Here is a 24,445-nt window from a genome sequence, read left to right as displayed (position 1 = left end):
AGAGTGGTCCAGGGATTAACCGCCTCTTTTGTTTCGTGCGCTGCGGCGTGCTTCGCGGGCTGCTTGCCGCTCTTCAGCTGTTACAATGCCATCGTTATTAGCGTCAGCTTTATCAAAACGAGCCATAGCAGCGGCCTGAAATTCGGCTTTGCTGATCATTTGATCACCATTGGTATCGGCACGCTTCATCATGCGGCCTAATCTACCTTTTCCGCCGCGCTTGCCCATGCCTTTGCCACCGCGTTTCCCGCGCATATTCTGCATTTCTTCCTGGCTTAGCGTGCCGTCGCCGTCGACATCCGCTTTAGCAAAGCGCTCGGCTTTACGAGTAGCGCGATAGGCTTCCATTTCTGACTGGGAAACACCGCCATCCCCATTTGCGTCCATTTCTGCAAAGCGCTTTGCCTTGCGCGCTTCGCGATCCGCCTTGGAAATCTGGCCATCCTGATTGACGTCCATTTTTGTCCAGCGCTCCTCAAGCGCTGCGGTCATTTCAGCGCGAGTGACCTGATTGTCATTATTGGCATCCGCACGCATCATGCCTTTGCCGCCACCGGGTGCAGCAATAGCAACGCCGCCAGCAACCAACATAGCGACCGCACTTGAGAACAAAATTGTCTTTTTCATAATATTCATCCTTATCTACTCATTCAGGGAGGCGGTGCTTTTTGGCCGCCATGAATATTGTTCTAAGGTTGATATGTCCCTCAAGTTTGTCAGAACAGGATAAAATTGTCGCAAATTGTATCACAAGCAGCAAACCGTTCATTTACTGGACAGTTTGCAAGATTGAGAAGCTGCAATGCCTTACATGGCAAAGTACAAATTTGCCCGGTGATAACAGCTAGAATTTATATTTGGCCGACATCTGGATCTTTTGCAGATTGCCCGATGCACCATCTTCAGTCTGGCGCTTAGCATACATATATTCGATGCCAATATCGAGCGGTGCTACGGGCGAGTAGACCAAATTACCGAACACGTTCCAGCTCTCGTCGGTTACCAGACCTGTTGTCAACAAGACCGGGTTGTCAGCCTTGAAGTAGGAACCTGAAATAGTGGACCGCCACTTTTCAGTCCAGAAATGCCGATAGGCCGCAAAACCCGAATAGGTAGCAATGGGTGATAAAGATCCATCAGCACGCACCGCGGCATCATTGACGATGTTCAGCCCGATATAACGCCCTAACCCCTCGCCGGCTGTAGCCATGAATCTGAAATCATCACGCTCACCGATATTCAATTTACCGGACAGGCTGATGCCATATCCGATACTGCTGTCATTTATCAGGCCAAAATCATCCTCATTCACACGAAGTACCCGGCCGATTGCGGCAGCAGTCAGATGACCAAAATCGCCTGTGTGATTATAGCGCACCACCATATCGGGCAAGCTATCATCACCCGCTACAATCCGGGCGCCCGTTGGTGTTGTAATCGTGGTTTCGGGTTGTTCGAGCGCGATCTGGAGACCGCCATTTGTATAACGGATCATCGGTTGCCGGTCGAATACCGTACCGGGCGTAGGGCCAATAAAATCCATAGCCTCTGGCAAGGCGCTCACATCCTGAAACGTCGACCAGGTCTGGCCAAACAGCCAGTTGTCGAACGTTATATAGGCTTGTCGGACGCGCGGGGCAAAACTGTTCGACACCCGTTCGTTACCGCCATCGGTTACCATAAAGTCCAGCTCGATATGCGAGCCTATCTTATGGTCATCTCCCACGTCGGTTTCCGTCTTTAAGAAAAAGCGGGTTTGTCGTGCACTGAAATCAGTATCGAAGCCCGATGCTTCACCTCCCACCGGAATAGCGCCGGGAATCAGGAAATCCCTTGCGATACTGTTTGACGGCACCTGGCCGCCACTTGTGCGTTCGGTAATCACATCAAGCTTTACATAACCACCATAAGTCACGCGGGTCTTGCCAACATTAAAGCCGTTTGCGTCTTCTTTTTGGGTAACGGCCGCCTGTTCGGCAATCTTGCCCTCCACCGCGCTCGTCCGTTCGGCAAGTGCTCTCGTCTCGCTTATAGCCTGTCTTGCCTGCTCAGCAGTAGCGACATCACTCGCGCTGGCCTGATCTTTCGCATCCATTCGTTCAATCAAACCCGATACCAGAGCCTCCAGTCTATCCAACCGGGCGTCTACATCGTTATTTTGCGCCCATGCGGGAGAAGCGCTCAGTATCGTCGCAGATAATAACATCCCCCTGATGACATTCTTTCCAGCTTGCGCCATGATCCATCCTCTCTGTTATTTTGATTGAGGATGTCAGGCGATCAGGGAGAAGAAAATTAGCCAATGGTCTATACGACCAATGTCGCATTCAATACGTATAGCTATTTCGAATATAATCGCTTGGAAAACCATATAGGCGGGAGGATGATGATGTCAGACAGTTTGGAAGCAACAAAGGATGAGCCGGAAATCATTGCTTCTCCGCGGCAAGATGCCGAAAGCCATTGTGCTGCCGCAGATTATGATCGCCTGTACGCCCAGAGTCTGTCTGATCCGGACGCTTTTTGGTCCAAACAGTCCGAGCGTCTGGACTGGATGGAGTCTCCTGCGACGATAGCGAACTGGTCTTATGATCCTGTCGATATCAAGTGGTTTGAAGACGGGGTTCTCAACATCTGCCACAATGCGGTGGACCGGCATGTCGCAGCTGGCCGGGGAGATATAACCGCTTTGATCTTTGAGCCGGATGACCCTGAAGGGGCTGGTCGGACGTTGAGCTATGCTGAACTGCTAGCTGAGGTCATTCGCATGGCTGGCGCGCTCAAAAAACTGGGCGTGAAGAAAGGCGACCGGGTCACAATCTACATGCCAATGATAGTCGAAGGTGCCGTGGCCATGCTGGCCTGCGCGCGCATTGGCGCGATCCATTCGGTGGTATTTGGCGGCTTCTCTCCCGATGCGCTGGCCGGGCGGATTGAAGACTGTCAGAGCAAATTTGTTGTGTGCGCTGATGCTGGGCTACGCGGCGGCAAGCCGGTGCCTCTGAAAAGTAATGTCGATGCTGCGCTGGAGAAGGACGGCGCGGATGTTGATGCGGTGCTGGTCATAAATCATACCGGCAGCGATATCGCGATGACCGAGGGCCGCGACCACTGGTATCATGAAGTGGCCGCCGATGTGCCCACGACATGTCCGTGCGAGCCGATGGGTGCAGAAGACCCTTTGTTCATTCTCTACACGTCAGGCTCGACCGGCAAGCCCAAGGGCGTGCTCCATACCACCGGCGGCTATGCTGTATGGGTGGCAACCACCTTCCACTATGTCTTTGACTATAAGCCAGGCGAGGTCTTCTGGTGCAGCGCCGATATCGGCTGGGTCACCGGCCATAGCTACATAGTATATGGCCCGCTGATCAATGGCGCGACCGAGGTCATGTTTGAAGGCGTGCCCAACTATCCAGACCATGGCCGCTTCTGGGAAGTAGTCGCCAAGCATAAGGTCAATATCTTCTATACTGCGCCGACAGCCATTCGCGCGCTGATGCGCGAAGGAGATGCGCCGGTTAAAGCCCATGACCGTTCTTCCATCCGCTTGCTGGGCACAGTGGGCGAACCGATTAACCCGGAAGCCTGGCGCTGGTATTATGATGTGGTGGGCGAAGCCAAATCACCCATTATCGATACCTGGTGGCAAACCGAAACCGGCGGGGTGATGATCACCACCCTGCCCGGCGCCCACGGAATGAAGCCCGGCAGTGCCGGCAAGCCATTCTTCGGCATCCAGCCGCAACTGGTCGACAATGAAGGCGCAGTGCTGGATGGGGCCACTGATGGCAACCTCTGCATCACCGCAAGCTGGCCGGGTCAGGCGCGCAGCGTCTATGGCGATCACGAACGCTTCATCCAGACCTATTTCACCACCTATAAGGGTAAATATTTTACCGGTGATGGCTGCCGCCGTGATGGTGATGACTATTACTGGATTACTGGCCGGGTCGACGATGTGATCAATGTTTCCGGCCACCGTATGGGCACAGCCGAAGTCGAAAGCGCGCTGGTTTCTCACCCCAAGGTCGCCGAGGCAGCCGTGGTCGGCTATCCCCACGATATCAAGGGTCAGGGCATTTACTGCTATGTCACGCTGAATGCCGGTGAGGAGGCCGATGACGCATTTACCACCGAACTTAGAAACCATGTGCGAACGGAGATCGGCCCCATTGCAACTCCTGACCATCTCCACTTCACCCCGGGCCTTCCCAAGACGCGTTCCGGCAAAATCATGCGCCGAATCTTGCGCAAAATAGCGGAAAACGACTTCGGTACACTTGGCGACACCTCAACACTTGCAGATCCGACAGTCGTCGACACACTCATCGACGGAAGGATGAACCGATAAGCTATGGCCCGCATCATTATCGCCGATGATCACCCCCTCTTCAGGGGCGCGCTCTGTCAGGCGGTGCTGAAACTATGGCCGCAAGCTGAACTGGTGGAAGCGGAAACCGTGGCCGCGGCCCGTGATGCGGTGAATGCAGAGCCGGCGGATCTGCTGTTGCTGGACCTACATATGGAAGATAGCGACGGGTTGACCGCCTTGCTGGATTTCCGCCACGATTTTCCCGCGCTTCCGGTGGTGGTGGTGTCGGCCAGTGAAGAAAGCCGCGTTGTCCGCGCTTGCCAAAGTTTGGGGGCATCGGGCTTCATCCCCAAATCCGTCGATCTGGATGTCATGCGTGAAGCGCTCGCCCAAATCAGGGATGGCGATGTCTGGTTTGATGCCGACATTATCGATAATGAAGACGACGCCATATTGTTCGAGAAGCTGGCCAGTCTAACCCCGGCGCAGCGACGTATCTTGAACCTGGTCAGCGAAGGCATGCTGAACAAGCAAATCGCCTATCAGATGGAGATTAGCGAGGCGACGGTGAAAGCTCATATCACCGCGATTTTCCGCAAGCTGGATGTGGTCAACCGGACACAGGCCGTGCTCGTCGCCAAACAGCTGGACGTGGAACTGCCCGAAGTGAAATCGGTTTGATCTCAGGCCTTTCTTAACAACTGACTGACGAGTGCGCGGAGCGCCGCTGGCGGGGCGGGCTTGATCAGGCGTTCCACATTCAATGCATCTGCCGCTTGACTCGTGCGATCAGAATCTTCCGCCGTTACCAAAATGCCCGACGGGCGCTGTTTCCAATCATCGATCAACTTTTCGAACAATCGGTCGCCGGTCCAACCACCATCCAGCTGATAGTCGAAAATCACCAAGTCAGGCGGATGGGCAAAAGCTTCAAGGGCCTGCTCCGGCCCCAGAGCGGTTTTGATATCACAGCCCCAGCGCTCCAGTAATGCCGATAGCGCATCGAGCGCATCCTGATCATTGTCGATATAGAGCACGGTCTTGCCGGCAAGGTCCGAAGCGTTCGACTTTCCGCTTTTGACTGGTTTGCCGGAACTGGACTGCGGTTCTACCTGATGGACATGCAGGGAAAATGTGCTGCCTTCGCCAAGTTTGGATTCAACCGCGATGGCGGTTTTCAGCAAAGCGGCAATACGTTGAGAGATAGACAGCCCCAGGCCGGCCCCTTCCCGTTTGATATGCGATCCTACTTGCTGAAACTCTTCGAAAATCTTCTCATGTTGCGCTTTCTCGATACCCACCCCCGTATCTATGACACGAATATCGACGGCATCGACCGTTCCTTTTGCCTCAAGAGAAACGGAACCGTTTTCAGTGTAGCGCACGGCGTTAGAGACAAGATTCTGGAGAATGCTGAGCAGCAGATTGCGATCCGTTTCAACCCAAAGATCTGTGTCATCTACATGCAGTTTTAGGCCTTTTTCCTTTGCCGCCCGATTGAATTCCGACCGCAGGTCATCAAATAGCGGGCCAAGGGAAAATCTGGATATTTTCGGTTGCAGACCGCCGCCATCCAGCCTGGATATATCAAGCAGCGCACGAAGCAACCGGTCCGCCATTTCGATCGACCGATCAATATCATGCGCCAGTTTTTTGGCCTTGGGTTGCTGTGCACCAATTTCTTCGTCGAGTGCAGAGGTGAACAATCTGGCGGCGTTCAGGGGCTGCACAAGATCATGGCTGGCCGCCGCCAGAAAGCGGGTTTTGGAACGGGTTGCTTTTTCCAGCGCGCTATTGGCATCGGTCAGCTGTTTGGTGCGTTCCTCAACCTTGGCCTCCAGCGCCTGTTCTGACCGTCTGTCCGCGGTGATATCGGTATAGCTCGTGACATAACCGCCGGTCGGCGTGGGATTGCCCGATATTCGCAATATCCGGCCATCCGCCTGCTCGCGCTCTTGGGCATGTTTTCGGCCTGCGCGCATATGATCGAGCCGTTTGGCCACCGCTAGAGAAACCTGATCTTGCTCCATGCCATTGCGGCGTAAATTATACCCGATGAGGTCAGATATAGGCCGACCAATAGTAACCAGATCATTTGGCAGCGAAAACATGTCGACATAGCGGCTGTTCCAGGCAACCAGCTGCATGTCATTGTCCACGACCGCGACACCCTGATCAATATTCTCAATCGCCGTTTGCAGCAGTTCCCCGCTAAATTGCAGGCGCTGAGAGGTCTCATCAAACATCGCGACCACCTGTTCCAGCGGTATCGGGTCGCCTTCCATGGTCGAACCGATAATCGCCCGGGCAGAAGAAGCGCCGAGCACGCCGGAAAGCTGTCGTTCGACCATTTCAATCAGGCTGTTATCGGCTGGGTCCAAATCAGAGTAAGTCCGGCCTATCTGATGCCCCAGATGCTGCATGGCGGTGCGGCTGCGCTCATCGCCAACAAACTGACGGAGTAGCAATCGATAATCCGCAACGCGCATTTTCTCCGGCGGTCGGCTGCCATCTGCAGACCGATATTCCATCGTGACGAAAGCGGCCGACTGCGCCTTGTCGATGATATTCGCCTGGCTGTTGAGCGAGAATATTACGTAAGCGGCAATGTTGAGGGCCAGACTGATGATGACTGCTGACACTAGCTGGTCCTCGGCAATTTGGATGAAAGGACTGGCATCAAGATAGGTCGGAACAATCAGCAAAGCGAGCCATACGGCAAAGCCCAATATTAGTCCCGCGATCATCCCGATCCGGTTGCCATTTTTCCAAAACAATCCGCCAATCAGTCCGGGCGCGAACTGCGAAACGGCGGCGAAAGAAACAGTACCCAGTCCAGCGAGGGTCGAAGCGCTGCTAATCGTCCGATAATAGAGATAGGCGAAGAACAGCAGTCCGATGATGGTCAGTCGCCTTATCCAGAGCAATGACTGGCCAAGCGCTGCGTGATTGGTCTTGCGGCGATAAAAAAGCGGGACAATCAGGTCATTGGTAATCATTCCGGATAGCGCGACAGTCGTGACAATCACCATGCCGGTCGCGGCAGAAAAGCCGCCAATAAAAACAAATATCGCAAGCCAATCAGTACTGGTGCTGAGCGGCAGCGCCAGCATCAGCATATCCGGGCTAGCCTGACCGCCCGACAGCAGCGATGTTCCCACAATAGTGATCGGGAAAACCACCAACGCGATCAGTACAAGATAGGCAGGAAACACATAGCGCATCAATCGATCTGGCTTGTCTTTTTGCGCCTCTACAATGGTCATGTGAAATTGACGCGGCAAACATAGGGCTGCGCAAGCGGAGATCAGAGTCAGGACTATAAAGCGGTTGTCAAATTGATCCGCGCGAAAAATCTCATTGAAACTGCTATTCGCATTAGTCTGTATCGCATCGCTCCCGGTGAACAGAAGTAGTGCAAACAGCGCAACCGCCAGCAAGGCCAGCATCTTTACAATCGCTTCGGCGGCGATGGTCAAAACCATCCCCCGATTATGCTGGGTGAGATCAAGCTGCCGCGCGCCGAATAATATCGAAAACAACGCCATAATAGCCGCGACGCCCAGAACGATATCATCCGGATTTACCGCTGCGCCGATATCCGGCGACAGAGCAGACAGCGTCTGACCGACCGATTTTAACTGCAATGCAACATAGGGCAAGAGGCCTACCGTGGCGATGATAGTAACCAGCGCCGCCACCGCCCCGCTTTTCCCGTAGCGTGTGGAGAGAAAATCCGCGATGGAGGTGCTGTGATGCGATTTGCCGAGCTGTAAGGTCCGGGCGACAATGCCGTATCCCAGCGTGAACAACAAAATCGGCCCGAGATAAATGGGCAGAAAATGCCAACCACTGGATATTGCAGTGCCGACTGCTCCGTAAAATGTCCAGCTGGTACAATATACCGCCAGTGACAGTCCATAAATCCATGATTGCGCGCGCGGCCCTGGCGAGATACGCCCACCATCGCCCTTTAACGCCAGCCAGAACAAGCCAGCGGAATAGAGCACCGAAACTATCAGCGCGATCCACAAGATCATATTTCTCTCCCCCGATGCTTAAAGCAAAAATAAAGGGCGACGCCAAGCGCCGCCCTCTCAGTCTTGGGAAGTTAGGCTATCAATGCGTTGCCGCATCTCCGGCCCCGCGCGGTACGCGGATCGAGTCGATCAGCTTGCGCACTTCGACGGGCGGTGAATCGGTCATCTTCGACACCGCGATTGCTATCGCGAAGTTGATGATCATACCGACAACACCAATGCCTTCTGGCGAGATACCGAACAACCAGTTGGCGGCGACATTAGCATCCGGTGCGACCAGCTTGAAATAAGCGATATAGCTGAACGTAAACACCAGTCCGCTGACCATACCAGCAATCGCTCCTTCTTTGTTCATCGACTTTGAAAAGATGCCCATGAAGATGGCTGGGAACAAAGATGCTGCTGCCAGCCCGAAAGCAAAGGCAACCACCTGTGCGACCCATCCCGGAGGATAGATCCCAAGATAGCCGGCCACCACGATAGCTGCTGTCGCCGCTATCCTTGCTGCCAGCAATTCACCTTTTTCGGTGATTTGCGGACGGAAGGTACTCTTCAGCAGATCATGGCTGATTGATGACGAGATCACCAGCAGCAAGCCCGCTGCCGTTGACAGCGCCGCTGCCAATCCACCAGCTGCCACCAGTGCAATCACCCAACCGGGCAGATTGGCAATTTCCGGATTGGCAAGCACCATGATGTCACGGTCCACATAAACCTCGTTGGTGCTGTCCTCATTCGGAGGATTGGTCACCATCCGCTGCCCAGCGGTACCGGTTGTGTCGGCATAGGATGGGCTACCCTTGAAGGCATCGCCGCTGCTCAATTGCATAACACCGTCATCATTCTTGTCATAGAAAGCGATCAGGTCATTATTTTCCCAGTTTTTGAACCAGGCGGGTGCCTTGGCATATTCTGTCTGGTCAACCGTTTCGATGAAGTTGATCCGGGCAAAAGCGCCAACCGCAGGAGCCGTGGTGTAAAGCAAGGCGATGAAGATCAGTGCCCAGCCAGCCGACTTGCGGGCATCCGAAGCCTTGGGCACGGTGAAGAAGCGCACGATCACATGCGGCAATCCTGCCGTACCGACCATCAGTGCCGCGGTAATACAGAACACATCGATCATCGATTTGGACCCGTCCGTATAGGCGCCGAAGCCCATGTCCTGCAGCACCAGATCCAGTTTCTGCAAGACATATAAGCCCGACCCGTCATTGACCGTCGACCCCAGACCCAGTTGCGGGATGGGATTGCCGGTAACGAGAAAGCTGATGAAGAAGGCCGGAACCATATAGGCAAAGATCAGCACGCAATATTGTGCGACCTGCGTATAGGTAATGCCCTTCATCCCGCCGAGCACGGCATAGAAGAAAACAATACCCATGCCGATGATCACGCCCATGGTGATTGGCACATCAAGGAAGCGAGAAAAAACGATGCCCACCCCGCGCATCTGACCGGCAATATAGGTGAAGCTGATAAAAATCAGACAGATCACCGCCACCACCCGCGCAGTTTTGGAATAGTAACGCGTGCCGATAAAATCCGGCACGGTAAACTGGCCGAATTTGCGCAAATAGGGCGCAAGCAAAAGGGCCAGCATCACATAACCACCGGTCCAGCCCATCAGATAGACCGAGCCATCATAGCCGGAAAAGGCGATGATACCCGCCATCGAGATGAAGCTTGCCGCCGACATCCAGTCGGCCGCGGTTGCCATGCCGTTGACGACCGGATTGACCCCGCCGCCAGCAACATAAAATTCCTTCGTCGATCCAGCCCGCGACCATATCGCAATGCCGATATAGAGCGAGAAAGAAAGGCCGACGAAAATATAGATGAGTGTTTGCGTATCCATGTCAGCCCCCCTCAGTCATCAAGATCATATTTGCGTTCGATCTTTTTCATCTTCCACGTGTAGTAAAAGATGAGCAGAACGAAGACGTAGATGGAGCCCTGCTGGGCGAACCAAAAGCCGAGCGGATAGCCGCCAAGCGAAAACTGATCGAGGAAATCACGGAACAATATGCCTGCGCCAAATGACACGACAAACCAGATGGCCATGAGCGAGCAGAGCAATCGGATATTCTCTGACCAATAGGCCTTTTCATTGGAGTTTGTTTCGGTGTCTGGTTCCGGTCCGCCGACATTAGTACCGTCATTCGGCTCCGGGACCGATGGATCATTGTCAGTCATCATATCCTCCCCTTCCTTATTTCCTATCTTGACCGGTTTCCGGCCATTCTCAAGAACGCTAGCGGAGATGGAGAATTTTGATAGAGAGACTTTCGTCTAATATGCGCGGCCAAGCCATTCAGGCCCGCATAAGCACGTCCTCAACTAGCAAGTTTTCGGCCTGGCCGCGTGCGCATTGGGCAAGAAACAGTTCGGCACAAGCCAAAGCATCGGTCAGCCCATCATGGGCCCGGTAGTAGGGCAAACCATATTGCGCCCGCAATTTTCCCAACCGCAGGCCATCTGCCGCCCGGTCTTTGGGAAACCATCTGTCTTCCAATCGCATCGTGCAGATGAAACGCCCGACAAAGGGCACGCCGAAACAGCGCAGGCAAGCGGCATTCAGAAAAGACTGCTCGATAAACGCCGCATGGGCGATAATCGCCGTTCCCTTGAAGTCAGCCAGCAGCGCCAGCAAGACATCTTGCTCTGACTGCCCTTCGGCCGCAGCATCGTCGGTAATCCGGTGGATTACCACCGCCGAGCCCTGAAGCTTGCTTTCCGCACGGATACGCAAACGCCGGGCACTGCTCAATTTCACGGCACACCCCTCAACGGCGGCCCATCCCGCCTCGAGCAGCTGGGCGTTTTCCTCCAGCCCGTCGCTTTCAAAATCAAGCGCGACAAGCGGTGCGTCTTTCAGATGCTGGTCGGTTGACAGAAGATCGTTGTAATAATCCGCCATTGGGGTTGATTGCGCTGCCTCCTTCGCGCGTTCCCATTGGGCGGCAAAGCGTTTCTCCTGAAACCAGTTTTGCCAGCCGAGTTTCACTGGATATTGCCAGCATATTTGCGGCCGACAATGTCCATATGGTCGCGGATCACGCGAAACGCGTCCTTTAGATGCTCTCGTTCAAACCGGGATAGCAGCGCGGGGGAGAGATTGTTGGTTGGCGCTGCGCCTTGTCTGATCTGCTCCGATTGATGGCGAAACCGGACGCTGCGGATAAACTCGAAAGAGTCGACTATATCCAACACCGCTTCTTCGCTCAGTTCGTCAAGTTCGGCTGCTTTCTTCAAGCGCTCTTGGCTGTTCACTTCACTCAGTCCCAGTGCCAGCGCATAAACCCGGGCAATATCGACAACCGGCGCAATGGCCTGATGTTTCAGATCGAGCACATCGCCCTCTTTCTCGTCATGTTGCAGCAGGAAATTGCGAAAAAAGCCAAGTGGAACCTTGGTATGGGCTGCCGCTCTTGCAATAAATGACAGGAAAATACTGTTGGCACTGCTCCACGCGAAAATCTGTTTCCGCAAACTTTCAACCAGCGCTTCCTCACCTGCCACACATCGCATGTCGAAGAAGATGGTGGTGTTGAGGACGTTTTCCGGATCAGGCCTGTCAATCCAGTTACGGTAATGCTCTTTCCAAGCTTCCAAGGGCTGTCGCCATTTGTTGTTGGTAGCCATGATATCGCCCGGGCAGTAGATGTATCCTGCGCTGTTCAGGCCATCGCACAGGAAGGTTGCGAGCCTCTCAAAATAAGCGCCATGCGCCTGTTCGTCATAGCCATCATCCAGAATGAAACCGTTGTCCTGATCCGATCCGCCAGCCTGCTCCTGTCTAGCAAGAGAACCAAATACAACCAGCGCATAGGGAACCGGCGGCGGGCCTAACTGCTGCTCCCCCAGTTTCAGCAATTGCCGATGGGTTGCTTCACCGATATTCGAGACGAACCTTGCGACATGATCGGCATCGACCCCGGACTCAATCAGATGCGCCAATACCGCATCCACGCGCCGGGCCGCTCTTGCAACCGCGGCGGCATCACCGGCAGCCTCGATCTCGGCGACTACCTGCAGGGCATTCATACCAAACCGGTTGAGCAGATCGCTGGAGCTGATCACACCGACAATTTTCTCGGTGTCGTTTACGATCGGCAGATGATGGATGTTATGCTGCGACATGATCAGCATGGCGGACAGCAGATCGTCTTCAAGCGACATCGTGATCGGGTCCTGCGTCATCACGCGGGACACCGGTTCATCAAGCGGTACATCCTTTCCCAGCACGCGGCGGCGCAAATCCTTGTCGGTGATGATCCCCAACAGCCGGCCCTGATCGGTCAGCGGCAGGGTGGAAACATCAGCACGCGCCATAAGCTTCGCGGCATCACTGATACTGTCATCCGGACTGGCCGTAACCACCTCATTCCGGCGCATAAGGCTGCCCAGCTTGACGGCGATCATCGCGGCTTCGCCATGCCCCGCTTCAGATCGCCGCAGGCCTTCAACAGCGAGGCGCAAGCGTTCGGCCTCATCTTTGGCAAAAAAGCCTCTCAGCATTTCATGGCTATCTAGCAATGCCAGGAAATCCGGCTTTGGAAGCTGATAGATCAGACTGTCTTCATGCGCGATGACCTGATTGCGCGTACGTTCGTGGTGGAGCAGCGAGGGATAGCCAAAAACACCGCCCTCTCCCAGCCGGTGGTTCAGTTCCGTGCCGCCCAACCGCAATTCCACCGCTCCGGACCGGACGATGCCGAGCGCGTGATTTTCCTTGCCGGCATCAATAATCATTGTCTCTCGCGGGAAATACCGAACCTCGATTTTCCGCGCGAGTGCGCTGACAACATCCGCCGAAAGCGCATCAAACGGCGCATGCCGTCTTAAAAACAAGATGACTTCATCAATTTCCAGAGCAAACTCCTCACCCTATATTGCATGTGGTGACCCGAATTTTCCATTAGCTAAAGGTATGAGGTGAACTGGGTGTTCTTCGACAATAGAAAGGTTGCTCGAACCCAGATTAGCTTAGCAAATTATATTCGCCGGCCTCAAAAGCCTCTGCCAGTTTGAATTTTTGAATCTTTCCAGAGCCCGTCAACGGCCAATCTGATATACTTATCCAAAAAGCTGGCGTTTTCTGAGGCGACAGTCTTTCGCGAATAAATGCCTTCAGATCATCAGCATGCAGTTTCTGACCTGAGTTGCTGCGAAAGAAGCATGCGACCTGCTCACCCCATTTTTCATCAGGAATGCCGACCACTGCAACTTCATCAATCGCATCATGTTCCAGCATCGCATTTTCAATCTCAGCAGGAAACAGATTCTCACCACCACGAATGATCATCTCTTTGACGCGCCCGGTAATCTTTACATAACCACGCGCATCCATGCGCCCAAGATCGCCAGTGTGCAGCCAACCCTCACTGTCAATCGCTGCTGCGGTTGCCTCCGGATTGTCATTGTAGCCCAACATAACACTGTAAGCGCGTGCGCAAATCTCGCCCTGTTCACCAATTGGCAGAACTTTATTGGACTGAGGGTCACGAATGGAAATTTCTGTATGCGCAGCCGGTTGCCCAATCGTTTCGGTCAAGTCCTCGTGTGAGTCTTCATACCAAGCCTGAGTCAAAACCGGTGAGGTTTCGGTTTGACCATAGACAATCTGGATCGGCGCACCGAATACGTCCTGAGCATCACGGCAGAGCTGCGGTGCAACCATCGCACCGCCTGACATGATGCGCTGCGTTGATGAAACATCCTGCCCCGAACGCCGTATTTCATCGATTAGCGCCACCAACATCGTCGGCACGCCAAGAATGAACTTTGCACGTTCTTTCTCAATCACTTGCGCTATGACCGCCGGTTCAAACATCGGCGCGAGTAGCATTGTACCACACCGGCCCAATCCTCCCAGAACAAGAATTGCACATCCGGTTGTATGAAAAAGTGGCATCATATGGATGAAGCTATCACCTTGCTCCATCCCGCCTCGAGTCATGGTATCGATACCGTTGCGAACAAGACCGTTGTGATGCAGCACAGCACCTTTCGGGAAGCCTGTTGTACCGGATGTATATTGGAGTTGCACAGGATCGTCTGGTTTCGGATCGCGAAGAGCACCGCTCTCTTCACCTGCATAAAGCGCTTCATGATCGTTCAGCAAGATACGATGCTTTATGGCTGGTATTTCATCGCAGACCGCATCTGCAATTTCCTGCATCGGATTACCACGAAAGTCAGCGACATAGTAAATTGCCTCAGAGCGCGATTGTTCGAGGACATATTTCAGTTCACGCTTCTGGTAAGCCGGATTAACTGTCACCAGTGTCACACCTGCCAGACCGCATGCCAACTCCAAAAGCACCCATTCCGGAACATTGTTGGCATAAACCGCAACCCTTGATCCCTCCGCATGACGACTGGCCAAAGCGCGGCCAAGCCGCTCGGCATCAACTAGCAACTGCGAATAAGTCCAAGAACGGTCAACTGAGCCGTCATAAGTGAGTTCTTTTAAAGCAATCTGTTCAGGTGCACGCTCGACTGACCGGCGTAACATATCGCCGATAGTCATCGGCGCTGGCTCTGGCCCGCCCTGCGCTGAAAAATAAGATTCTGTAAGCGCAACTTGATACATCTACCATCTCCCTGAACAGGTTTCAGGCTAACTGCTGTCCGTAGACATGTCTAGCATGTGATGGGCGCGGTTTGTGAGATGGAGCGGGTGAAGGGAATCGAACCCTCGTCGTAAGCTTGGAAGGCTTCTGCTCTACCATTGAGCTACACCCGCCTATTTCCAAGCGGCGCTATTGCCACTGCTTTTGCGGCGCGTCAATCAGGAAACGGTGCTCGATAGCTTTGTTTTCGCATCTTGGGCGGCAAACCATTCTGCAACTGCGCTTTTCTCTTCGTCAGTCATATGTAATCCCAACTTAGAACGGCGCCACAACACGTCTTCAGCCGTTGTTGCAAATTCGTAGGCAACCAACCATCGAAGTTCAATCTCATATAGGCCAGCGCCGAAAAACTGGCCCAAAGCAGCCACGTCATCGGCTTTACCCAGCATTTCCGCAACGTCAGTGCCATAGGCGCGCACCAATCGATTGATCACAGCATTATCGAGAAAAGCCCAACGCTGAGAATATTGCGATACCAGATCATCAAAGCCATCGGGAGAGAAGTTTCCACCAGGTAAGGCAGCGTCTTTGGTCCAGTCTTCCGTCTCGACTTGCAACGCACCTTTTAACGTCTTCATCGCCTGCCGCGCCAACACGCGATAAGTTGTAATTTTTCCACCAAAAACCGAAAGAACCGGTGCACCGCCTTGATCATTATAATCGAACACATAGTCGCGCGTCACAGTGGATGCGGATTGGCTCTTATCGTCAAATAATGGGCGCACCCCGGAATAAGTCCATTGGACATCGTCGCGCATAACGGGCTCTGCAAAATATTCACTTGCCGCCGCACAAAGATAATCAATTTCGCTATCACTAATCTTTGCTGGACCTTCATCATAGCTCCACGGCTGATCTGTCGTTCCGATCAATGTATGATCGCCCTCATAAGGTATAGCGAAGATGATACGGCCATCCTTGTTTTGGAAAATATAGCTATGATCACCTTCGAATTTTCGAGCGATGACTATATGACTGCCCTTAACAAGACGCAGCTTGGCCGCATTGCTGCTCTGATCGTACAGCGCCGTGACCGGATCGACCCAAGGGCCTGCAGCATTGATTAGTATTTTTGCTTGTTCTTCAGCTTCGCCATCTTGTCCGTTCAACTGTAGCGTCCAACTGTCCGCGCTCCGTCTAATTCCAACACATTCCGTTTTTACACGAATATCTGCACCACGCTCTTTCGCATCCCGTGCCGTAAGGGAAACCAGCCGCGCATCTTCAACCCAACAATCAGAATAAGCGAACCCCTTTTTCAATCGCTTTTGTAGAGGTTTCCCTCGAAAATCTCTCAGCAGATTAAGGCTCTTTGTTCCCGGCAACAATGACCGCGATCCCAAATGGTCATAGAGAAACAGACCAAGGCGCAGGAACCAGGCAGGCCGCATACCTTGATCCACCGGCAACACAAAACGCATCGGCCAGATGATGTGTGGTGCGTTGCGGAGTAGCACTTCGCGTTCTTGCAGCGCCTTGCGTACAAGACTGAACTCATAATGCTCCAGATAGCGCAAGCCGCCATGGACTAACTTCGTGCTTGCGGAGGAGGTATGTGCCGCAAGATCATCACGCTCAACAAGCAGAACTTTCAACCCCCTGCCCGCAGCATCCCTTGCGATTCCAACGCCATTTATGCCGCCGCCAATAATTGCCAAATCATACATAGGCAGCCTCATAGAGATTCTAGCCAGATGTTCAATGTTGCAGTGCAATATCAACCAAATCAAATCTTCGTGGCCGTGCTCAAGCCTTGCTTTTACTTGCGTTTTGAGGGCGATAATTTAGCGTGCCGACAAAATGACAGGAGCGGGTTGCAATGGCTGCACAACAAATATTGGTGATTGATGAGGGTACGACGTCGACGCGTGCTATGCTGTTTGGAGCAGACGGAAAGCTTCACGGATCCCAGCAAGAGGAGTTGCAGCAATATTATCCTGCGCCTGGACTAGTGGAACATAATGCTGCTGAAATCTGGGACAAGACACTACGCTGTTGCAAAAAAATGATTGAGCAAGCCGGTGGCGCAGAAAAAATTGCGGCCATAGGTATCACCAATCAGCGCGAAACTATTGTCGCTTGGGACAAACGCACTGGTGAACCGTTGGGCAAGGCCATAGTTTGGCAGGACCGGCGAACAGCAAGTATATGCGACGAGTTAAAAGCCAAGGGTTTCGAACCCATGGTTCAGGCTAAGACCGGGTTGCTCCTTGATCCATATTTCTCAGGTAGCAAAATCAGTTGGATGCTCAAAAACTGGCCCGAAATCTCTACTGCTGGCGACAATCTGGCTTTTGGTACGATAGAGTCATACCTGATCTACCGTCTTACCGGCGACCATCATATCACTGATGCCAGCAATGCCAGTCGTACTATGTTAATGGCATTGGATGGTGACGATTGGGATGATGAATTGCTTGGATTATTTGGTATTCCCAAAAAAGCACTACCAAAAATTGTAGACTGTGCTGGCGATTTGGGTCGAACATCGGTCGAACTATTTGGCACACCCATAGCAATATCGGGATCTGCTGGTGATCAGCAAGCTGCGACCATTGGACAAGCCTGCCTTGAAGTTGGCCAAACCAAGGCAACTTTTGGTACAGGAGCGTTCATTCTTACTAACAGTGGCGAGACTCCACCAAAATCAGAAAATCGTCTTCTTTCCACGGTGCTTTTTCAACTGAACGGGAAACGTATTTATGCGCTGGAAGGCTCGGTTTTTGTGGCTGGCAGCCTTATGCAATGGCTGCGTGATGATATCGGCATGCTGAAGTTCGCAGGCGAAAGTGAGGACCTGGCGCGATCCGTTGACGAGACCAGTGGCGTCTACCTTGTCCCTGCCCTCTCTGGTTTGGGGGCACCTCATTGGCAAGCTGATGCCAAAGCGACAATTTCTGGACTCAGCTTCTCATCTACAAAGGCTCATATTGTACGAGCTGCTTTGGAGGCGATGGCCTATCAATGCCATGACCTCAAAACGGCATTTTCAGCAGACGGCACGGATTGGCAAAGCCTACGAATTGACGGTGGTATGGTGGCTAATGACTGGCTTGTGCAGGACTTGGCCGATATTTTGGATATTACTGTCGAGCGCCCAGAGTTTTTTGAGACAACCGCCTTAGGGACCGCGATGCTCGCATCGGTGGGGTGTGGAATATATGCATCACTTGAGGAGGCCTCAAGTATGATATCCGGACTAGAAGAACATCAGCCAAACATCGAATCTTCAAGGCGTGAAGCGCGGTTGGCGGGATGGCAGAAAGCCGTCCAAAGCGTGCTGTCAAATTGACATATATAGATTATTTGTCGCTGCTATCATTGATCCATTCATCAATCAGCGCATCAAGATAACTTTACAGCTATGTAAACTTTTTTATCAGCATTCCCAACAAATTGGATTACTGCTCATCACCGGACAATAGACTTTGCCCGAAAGATTATTATAAGATGTTGCAATTGTCTTCTCAGGGGTGGGAAATTAACAATGGTGGAGTTTAGAGTTGGCTTAGGCCGATTTGGACAAATTGCATTACTTGTGGTGATCGTCGCAGCCGCCTGGGCCGCGCTTTGGTATTTCGCTTCAAATATGGGTGGATCGCCAGATACAAGTCAAATTAGGACAAACTCCTCGGATACAGTCTCTGGCAAACTGACCAGTCCGCCACAGCAAGAATAGCGCAATTAAGTCGCCGCGGACTGCCCTCCACATCATCAACACTTCAGTTCAACCCGGAATTGATCACAAAAAAAGACCCACCATTTGGCGGGTCTTCTTAAATTCTCGCTTTGCAAAACAGCTTAGGCTTCTTTTTTCTTTTTCTCTGCTTTCACGTCCGCCCAGATTGTCTTGTACGACAAGAAAGCCAAGATGGTTGCAATGAGCAGGAAGGCCAATACGGCCCAACCCGTTTGCTTTTGTTTGACCAGTGACGGCTCAGCAGTCCAGATCAGGAATGCGGAAACATCCTCAGCCATCTGTGAAACAGTCGCCTTTGTTCCATCTGAATATGTAACCTGATCGTCACCCGTAATTGGCGGTGCCATAGCAATATTTAGGTTAGCGAAATAGGCGTTGTAATGCAGGCCGGTTCCAGGGCGATTGGCTTCCGGCAACTCGGCTGGTGGATCGCTATATCCGGTCAGCAGCGAGTAAACATACGGAGCGCCGCCTACTCTTGCCTTGGTCATCAACGAAAGATCCGGCGGAATAGCATTGTTGTTAGCCGCTGCCGCAGCAACATCATTGGCAAATGGTTCCGGAAATTTATCAGCCGGAATCGAAGGACGTGTTGACGCTTCACCGGTATCGGGATCAATTGTCGGTGTTTCAATTACCCAGTTTGCAGCGATAGCCTTCACTTCGTCTTCGGTATAACCGAGTTCCGCCAGGTTACGAAAAGCAACCAAACGAATGCCATGACAGGCTGCACACACCTCTTTGTAAACCTGGAACCCGCGCTGAAGCTGCTGGTTATCGAATTTGCCGAATGGCCCATCGCTTGTGAAAGAGACCTTCTTCGGCTTTTCGTGGAATTGATATTCCACAGCCTTTACGGGCGGATTGCTGACATATTCCACCGCGCCGCGACCAAATGAATAGATCAGCATTCCCGCGAAGAACAAACCGATCAAAATACCAAAAAATCTTACCATTACCTCAGATCCCTGTTTCTTAGCTGGCTTGTTCGAGTGGTTTGCCGGTCACCGCTTCGGTGATCGAATTCGGCAACGGCTCCGGTTTTTCAATCCGGGAAAGCAGCGGCAATATGATCAGGAAGTGCGCAAAATAATAGGCACTGGCGAGTTGGCTCAACATCACATAAGGCTCTTCTGCCGGCGCACCGCCGCAAATGCCAAGTACGACAATGCAGGGAATAAGACCAAACCAGAAGAACTTCTTGAACCGGGGGCGGTAATCGCCCGACCGCACAGGTGACTTGTCCAACCATGGCAGGAAGAACCAGACCAAGATGGCAGAGAACATCGCCAGCACGCCGAGTAGTTTCGCCGGAACGAACAGGAAGTCGAAGGTAAAGGCCCGCAGAATCGCGTACCATGGCCAGAAATACCATTCCGGAACGATATGAGCCGGCGTTGAAAGCGGGTTGGCAGGAATGTAGTTATCCGCGTGACCCAATGCGTTCGGCATGAAAAACATCATTGCCGTAAAGAACATCAGCGCAAGGCCAAGAAACCAGCCATCCTTGGCGGTATAGAAAGGATGGAATGGAACCGTATCTTGCGGCCCTTTAACGTTGACGCCAGTTGGGTTGTTAGATCCCGGAATATGCAACGCCCAGATATGCATGATGATCACACCTGCGATCACAAATGGCAGCAGATAGTGAAGCGAGAAAAACCGGTTCAAGGCTGCGTTATCCGGCGCAAACCCGCCCAATAGCAGTTCCTGAATTGGTTTGCCGACCAGCGGTATCGCCTCAAACAGACCGGTAATCACTTTCGCGCCCCAGAAACTCATTTGGCCCCAAGGCAGAACATAGCCCATGAAAGCCGTCGCCATGGCGAGCAGATAGATAACCACACCGAGCAGCCAGATCATCTCACGCGGCGCTTTATAAGAGCCGTAGTAAAGGCCCCGGCCGATGTGGAGATATATGGCAATGAAGAAGAAGCTGGCACCGTTAGCGTGTGCATAGCGGATCATCCAGCCGCTATTGACGTCACGCATGATGTGCTCAACTGAGTCAAACGCAATGGCAGCATTGGCGGCATAGTGCATCGCCAAGATAATACCAGTAACGATCTGAACGACCAGGAACACCCCGGCGAGCGAGCCAAAGTTCCACATGTAGTTCAGGTTGCGCGGTGTCGGATAGCCAGCACCAAGGCTGTTATAGATCATTCTACCAATTGGTAGCCTGTCATCCATCCACTGACCGAATTCGGTAGCTGGTTTATATTGCTGTGCCCAAGGAAAACTCATTTTTCTTGCCCCTAGCCGATTTTCACGACGGTATCTGATAGGAAACTATATTCCGGTACTTCCAAATTGGTCGGTGCTGGCCCTTTGCGGGTGCGGCCTGCCGTATCATAGTGTGAACCATGGCAAGGGCAGAAATAGCCGTCATACTCTCCTTTGACTTCACCCTGTGCAGCACCAAGCGGAACGCAGCCCAAATGTGTGCAGACGCCAAGAGTTATGAGCCAATTTTCTTTGCCTTCTTGCGTCCGGTCAGCCAGCGTCTCTGGATCACGCAATCCAGAGAGATCCACCGCATTTGCAGCTTCGATCTCTGCCTCTGTCAGGTTGCGAATAAAAATGGGCTGCTTTCGCCAACTTGATTTAATCGCCTGTCCGGGCTCGATCGCTGAAATGTCAACTTCAATGGAAGATAGCGCCAACACGTCTGCACTGGGATTCATCTGATTCACCAGCGGGAAAACAGTCGCGACAACGCCAACACTGCCGAAGCTCACTGCTGCGACATTGATAAAGTCGCGGCGCCGCACGCCACCAATTTCAGGTTCTGATCCAGCCGAATCATTGGGTTCAACCGCAGTATCAACACTAGCCATGCAAACACGCCCTTACGTTTGTTATATTCCCTGTCTGCCAGATCGAGGCTGAACCCTCAATACGTTTCAATTGGCAGGTATTGGCGCGCCTGATAGCCGCGAAGACTATGGTTTGCCAACAGTCAATTTTTGATTGACCAAACATAATTATCAACCCCATGCTAAAACCCTTATGAGAGTAGCTCTTTACCAACCCGATATTGCGGGAAATTTGGGAACGATTTTAAGGACATGCGCCTGTCTCGACGTACCCGTTGATATCATTGAACCCTGCGGTTTTCCGTTCAGCGACCGTAGCCTGAAACGAGCTGGAATGGACTATTTTGACCATGTCGATTTTACGCGGCACACAGATTGGAATGCGTTTCTTGCTTTCGTCGATTCACAATCGGCTCGAATTATCTTGCTGACTAGCAAAACAGACGCTGCATATCATGAGTTCACATTTCAGCCTGACGATATATTGCTATTCGGGTCCGAAAGCGCGGGTGTTCCACTTGATGTCAATCAACGCGCCGATGAACGAATCACCATTAAAATGAAAAATGGCATGCGGTCATTGAACCTTGCCGTTTCTGCAGGCATGGCGCTCGGTGAAGCGCTAAAACAGACAGGACAGTTCTCCAAATGACAGCACAGCCCCCTATTCCAGACAATGACAAGCCACTGGATGACCAGCAATTGCAGGCCCAGACATGGTTTGCAAAACTTCGGAACGATATCTGCGCGGAGTTTGAAGCGATAGAAGCCGAAGCTGGCAGCGATGCGTGTTTTGAATATCTGCCATGGGATCGTAAAAATCCTGACGGTAGCCCTGGCGGCGGTGGCGTTCGCGGAGTGATCAAGGGCAAAGTTTTTGAAAAAGCCGGCGTCAATATCTCCACTGTTGATGGCACATTTAATGAAGAATTTGCGAAATCCATTCACGGTGCATCGGAAAATCCGCATTTCTTTGCAACCGGCATCAGTCTTGTGGCCCATATGGCGAACCCACACGTACCCGCTGTGCATATGAACACGCGATTTCTTTGCACGACCAAGCGCTGGTTCGGCGGCGGCGCGGATCTCAACCCACCTATTCCTTATCAAGAGGACACGGCGGACTTTCATAAGCGGATGAAACAGGCTTGCGATGTTCATGATCCTAACTATCATCCGAAATATAAAAAATGGGCAGATGACTATTTTTACATCCCTCATCGACAAGTGCATCGCGGTGTGGGCGGCATATTCTATGATCATTTGGAAATCGAATCCGATGATGATTTTTCCCGTCATTTCGCGTTTACGCAGGATGTCGGCCGCGCGTTTCTGGATATATTTCCAAAGCTTGTGCGGCGGCGGATGGGCCTACCCTGGACCGAGGATGAGAGAGAAAAACAGCTTGTCTGGCGAGGTCGCTATGCAGAATTCAATCTGGTCTATGATCGCGGGACAACCTTTGGCCTGAAAACGGGTGGTAATGTCGACGCGATTTTGATGAGTCTGCCGCCCCAAGCAAAATGGAGCTAACCTCCCTATGTCAACGATAGAAATACCGCCCGACAGCTTGGGAGTTATCGTCACTTATTTTGAAATGATGCAAAAGCCACCTGCCAAAGAAAAACAGTCCGACCTTGTTTTTCGTAGTTGGGACCACCCGGACCCAGCATCTTACAAAAGCCTGTTTCATAGGATAGGCGAAGAATGGTTATGGTTTGGCCGTTTGCTAATGTCGGACACCGAATTGAAGGCTATCCTTCATGATGAGGCAACCGAAATCATCAGTGTGCAGCATGGCGACAATATTGTCGGCTTTGCCGAGCTTGATTTCAGCGAATCGCAACAATGTGAAATTGTCTATTTCGGATTGGTGCCGGAAATGAATGGCAAAGGATATGGCAATGCATTGATGGCTGAAACGCTAAAGCGAGCGTGGAAAGATGACATCAACCGCGTCTGGTTACATACTTGTACCAACGATTCTCAACGGGCTACGGGCTTCTACAAACGTGAAGGATTTACCGCATATAAACGGGAAATCGACATACATCCCGATCCACGAATAACCGGCCACCTGTCAATGGATGCCGGACCTCACGTCCCGATTATCAAAGGACCTAATTGAAAACCTCGCCAACGTCTGAGCCCTGGCCAGTCAATTGCAAATATATTGATCCGATAATAACGGTAAATAAAATTTGCAGCGCTGAACCACCAAGGGCAGACACCACATTTTGAATCAATGGCCAGCCCGCTCCGGCAGTAGCAAGCCCGGTTATGACACCAATGAGCATCTGAACTACACCAACGGTAATGGCTCCAATAATCGCGATCATGAGAATCAGCAAAAGAATCGAAAAACCGTTATTTTTTGTCTGGTCCCAACTGCCCTTTAACGCTTCGAGTGGATTTGTTTCATTGTGATCTGCGATGATGATTGGCACCAAAATCAAGCGGCAAGCTATGTAAAGCCCTGGAATGACAAAGAGCAGCAAACCAGCAAATGTTGCCAAACCAGTGAGAATATTGGCGAGCAAAAAGATAATAAATAAGCGCAACGCCTTGCTCAAATTGTCTCCCACCGTTCCACCATGTGAAGGCGCGATAATAAAAAAGATCACGAAACCGCCAAAACTGATCAACAGATTAGATAGAATTATCGAAAGCGCATTTTCACCAAAAAATGCCGAATAGGCTGCGGTGATTGCGTTCAAGTCTTCGGTACCATCCAATGCGGGCTCACCCACAAATTGAGCCATTAACAACGTTGGTAGAAAGACAAAAACTCCGGCAATCGCAAGAATCGCCTCCTTGTGATCGCGCAATAATATCATCGCACCGTTCCAGCATTGCATATAGTTGAGCTTCATTGGCCTAACCTTCAGGTTTCAATTTCACTATTCTCACCCTTGCCACCAGCGCGCCAATTGTGC

19 protein-coding genes and 1 tRNA gene are annotated in these 24,445 nt (G+C 52.2%); 6 read left to right on the top strand and 14 right to left on the bottom strand.

Annotated elements, in window-relative coordinates; translation table 11 throughout:
- Window positions 1–15: 15 nt before the first annotated feature.
- Both BS29_RS07780 and BS29_RS07775 read right to left on the bottom strand, forming a co-directional pair.
- A complete protein-coding gene (locus BS29_RS07780) occupies window positions 16–627 on the bottom strand; it encodes an EF-hand domain-containing protein (RefSeq protein WP_229956622.1) in 612 nt (203 codons plus the stop codon).
- 217 nt (window positions 628–844) lie between these two features.
- Window positions 845–2,239, bottom strand: a complete 1,395-nt coding sequence (locus BS29_RS07775) for a DcaP family trimeric outer membrane transporter (protein ID WP_229956621.1) — start codon at window positions 2,237–2,239, stop codon at window positions 845–847.
- 63 nt (window positions 2,240–2,302) lie between these two features.
- Here BS29_RS07775 and acs point away from each other — a divergent pair, with 63 nt between their 5' ends.
- Together acs and BS29_RS07765 are read left to right on the top strand one after the other, a co-directional pair.
- Window positions 2,303–4,354 carry an acetate--CoA ligase gene (gene acs, locus BS29_RS07770; RefSeq protein ID WP_229956620.1) on the top strand — a complete coding sequence of 684 codons (2,052 nt, stop codon included), beginning with the start codon at window positions 2,303–2,305 and terminating at the stop codon, window positions 4,352–4,354.
- A gap of 3 nt (window positions 4,355–4,357) precedes the next feature.
- A complete protein-coding gene (locus BS29_RS07765) occupies window positions 4,358–4,996 on the top strand; it encodes a response regulator transcription factor (protein ID WP_229956619.1) in 639 nt (212 codons plus the stop codon).
- A gap of 2 nt (window positions 4,997–4,998) precedes the next feature.
- On the opposite strand, the gene BS29_RS07760 is transcribed toward BS29_RS07765, so the two are convergent.
- From BS29_RS07760 to glpD, 8 genes are all read right to left on the bottom strand, one after another.
- Complete coding sequence (locus tag BS29_RS07760) at window positions 4,999–8,355, bottom strand: hybrid sensor histidine kinase/response regulator (RefSeq protein ID WP_229956618.1); 3,357 nt, start codon at window positions 8,353–8,355, stop codon at window positions 4,999–5,001.
- A gap of 79 nt (window positions 8,356–8,434) precedes the next feature.
- Window positions 8,435–10,210 (bottom strand): sodium:solute symporter family protein, encoded by a 1,776-nt coding sequence (locus BS29_RS07755; protein ID WP_229956617.1) that lies wholly within the window; start codon window positions 10,208–10,210, stop codon window positions 8,435–8,437.
- An 11-nt stretch (window positions 10,211–10,221) separates the two neighbouring features.
- Window positions 10,222–10,551: a DUF4212 domain-containing protein gene (locus BS29_RS07750; RefSeq protein ID WP_229956616.1), complete on the bottom strand. Its 330-nt coding sequence runs from the start codon at window positions 10,549–10,551 to the stop codon at window positions 10,222–10,224.
- A gap of 115 nt (window positions 10,552–10,666) precedes the next feature.
- Window positions 10,667–11,359, bottom strand: a complete 693-nt coding sequence (locus BS29_RS07745; protein ID WP_229956615.1) for a 3'-5' exonuclease — start codon at window positions 11,357–11,359, stop codon at window positions 10,667–10,669.
- Window positions 11,356–13,206, bottom strand: coding sequence for a DUF294 nucleotidyltransferase-like domain-containing protein (locus tag BS29_RS07740; RefSeq protein ID WP_229956614.1), 1,851 nt, complete (start codon window positions 13,204–13,206; stop codon window positions 11,356–11,358). The genes BS29_RS07745 and BS29_RS07740 overlap by 4 nt, the downstream gene beginning before the upstream one ends.
- Before the next feature lie 130 nt (window positions 13,207–13,336).
- Window positions 13,337–14,950, bottom strand: coding sequence for a class I adenylate-forming enzyme family protein (locus BS29_RS07735; RefSeq protein WP_229956613.1), 1,614 nt, complete (start codon window positions 14,948–14,950; stop codon window positions 13,337–13,339).
- A 79-nt stretch (window positions 14,951–15,029) separates the two neighbouring features.
- Window positions 15,030–15,103: transfer RNA gene (locus tag BS29_RS07730), tRNA-Gly, on the bottom strand.
- A 45-nt stretch (window positions 15,104–15,148) separates the two neighbouring features.
- Window positions 15,149–16,669, bottom strand: a complete 1,521-nt coding sequence (gene glpD, locus BS29_RS07725) for a glycerol-3-phosphate dehydrogenase (protein WP_229956612.1) — start codon at window positions 16,667–16,669, stop codon at window positions 15,149–15,151.
- Between the two features lie 140 nt (window positions 16,670–16,809).
- On the opposite strand from glpD, the gene glpK reads away from it, so the two are divergent.
- On the top strand, window positions 16,810–18,282 hold the full coding sequence (glpK, locus tag BS29_RS07720) for a glycerol kinase GlpK (RefSeq protein WP_229956611.1): 1,473 nt from the start codon (window positions 16,810–16,812) through the stop codon (window positions 18,280–18,282).
- Between the two features lie 509 nt (window positions 18,283–18,791).
- Here the strand turns inward: glpK and BS29_RS07715 are convergent.
- Genes BS29_RS07715 through petA form a run of 3 tightly spaced genes read right to left on the bottom strand, consistent with a single transcriptional unit; the run spans window position 18,792 to window position 21,530 of the window.
- Window positions 18,792–19,646, bottom strand: coding sequence for a cytochrome c1 (locus BS29_RS07715; protein ID WP_229956610.1), 855 nt, complete (start codon window positions 19,644–19,646; stop codon window positions 18,792–18,794).
- A gap of 19 nt (window positions 19,647–19,665) precedes the next feature.
- A complete protein-coding gene (locus tag BS29_RS07710) occupies window positions 19,666–20,937 on the bottom strand; it encodes a cytochrome b (protein WP_229956609.1) in 1,272 nt (423 codons plus the stop codon).
- 11 nt (window positions 20,938–20,948) lie between these two features.
- Window positions 20,949–21,530: a ubiquinol-cytochrome c reductase iron-sulfur subunit gene (petA, locus tag BS29_RS07705; RefSeq protein ID WP_229956608.1), complete on the bottom strand. Its 582-nt coding sequence runs from the start codon at window positions 21,528–21,530 to the stop codon at window positions 20,949–20,951.
- Between the two features lie 172 nt (window positions 21,531–21,702).
- Between petA and BS29_RS07700 the strand changes: the two genes are divergently transcribed.
- Genes BS29_RS07700 through BS29_RS07690 form a run of 3 tightly spaced genes read left to right on the top strand, consistent with a single transcriptional unit; the run spans window position 21,703 to window position 23,637 of the window.
- Window positions 21,703–22,161 carry a tRNA (cytidine(34)-2'-O)-methyltransferase gene (locus BS29_RS07700; RefSeq protein ID WP_229956607.1) on the top strand — a complete coding sequence of 153 codons (459 nt, stop codon included), beginning with the start codon at window positions 21,703–21,705 and terminating at the stop codon, window positions 22,159–22,161.
- Complete coding sequence (gene hemF, locus BS29_RS07695; RefSeq protein ID WP_229956606.1) at window positions 22,158–23,042, top strand: oxygen-dependent coproporphyrinogen oxidase; 885 nt, start codon at window positions 22,158–22,160, stop codon at window positions 23,040–23,042. Before BS29_RS07700 ends, hemF begins: the two co-directional genes overlap by 4 nt.
- A 7-nt stretch (window positions 23,043–23,049) precedes the next feature.
- Window positions 23,050–23,637 (top strand): GNAT family N-acetyltransferase, encoded by a 588-nt coding sequence (locus tag BS29_RS07690; protein ID WP_229956605.1) that lies wholly within the window; start codon window positions 23,050–23,052, stop codon window positions 23,635–23,637.
- Here BS29_RS07690 and BS29_RS07685 read toward each other — a convergent pair.
- Window positions 23,630–24,346, bottom strand: coding sequence for a glycerophosphoryl diester phosphodiesterase membrane domain-containing protein (locus BS29_RS07685; RefSeq protein WP_229956604.1), 717 nt, complete (start codon window positions 24,344–24,346; stop codon window positions 23,630–23,632). The two genes, BS29_RS07690 and BS29_RS07685, sit on opposite strands and share 8 nt — an antisense overlap.
- Window positions 24,347–24,445 lie beyond the last annotated feature (99 nt).

It is taken from the genome of Parasphingorhabdus litoris DSM 22379, from assembly GCF_020906275.1.
Taxonomy (GTDB): Bacteria; Pseudomonadota; Alphaproteobacteria; order Sphingomonadales; family Sphingomonadaceae; genus Parasphingorhabdus; species Parasphingorhabdus litoris.
This window is presented reverse-complemented; position numbering and strand designations above follow the sequence as displayed.